The 262-nt window shown below is 59.9% G+C and carries 1 protein-coding gene; it reads left to right on the forward strand.

What is annotated here, in order from left to right:
* A partial coding sequence (locus AC1RPQ_RS08555) for a hypothetical protein (RefSeq protein ID WP_481762357.1) occupies positions 1-246 on the forward strand: 246 nt, incomplete at its 5' end.
* Positions 247-262 lie beyond the last annotated feature (16 nt).

Consider the following 262-nt stretch of genomic DNA (forward strand, 5'->3'; position numbering starts at 1 on the left):
CATATCTGGGGTCGCGATTCGCATGATGGGTTCGGCTTGCTGGCCACGATCAATGCTGGCCAGCCCCTGACGTGGACGGACGACGGCTCGGTTACTCCGGTCCCTCCGCTTCCTGCGTCGGGCAACTGGCCGATTCGTTACAACTCGATCGATCCGGCAGTCGGCGGCTCGCTGTCAGTCAACGTGTTCTACGCGGAACGCCAGCAACGCATCGACACAAATCCGACCCGCCTGCAAATTGGGTAAAACATGAGTACGCCAT

This window comes from Dellaglioa sp. CoH-57-MRSF-21 (assembly GCF_056781915.1).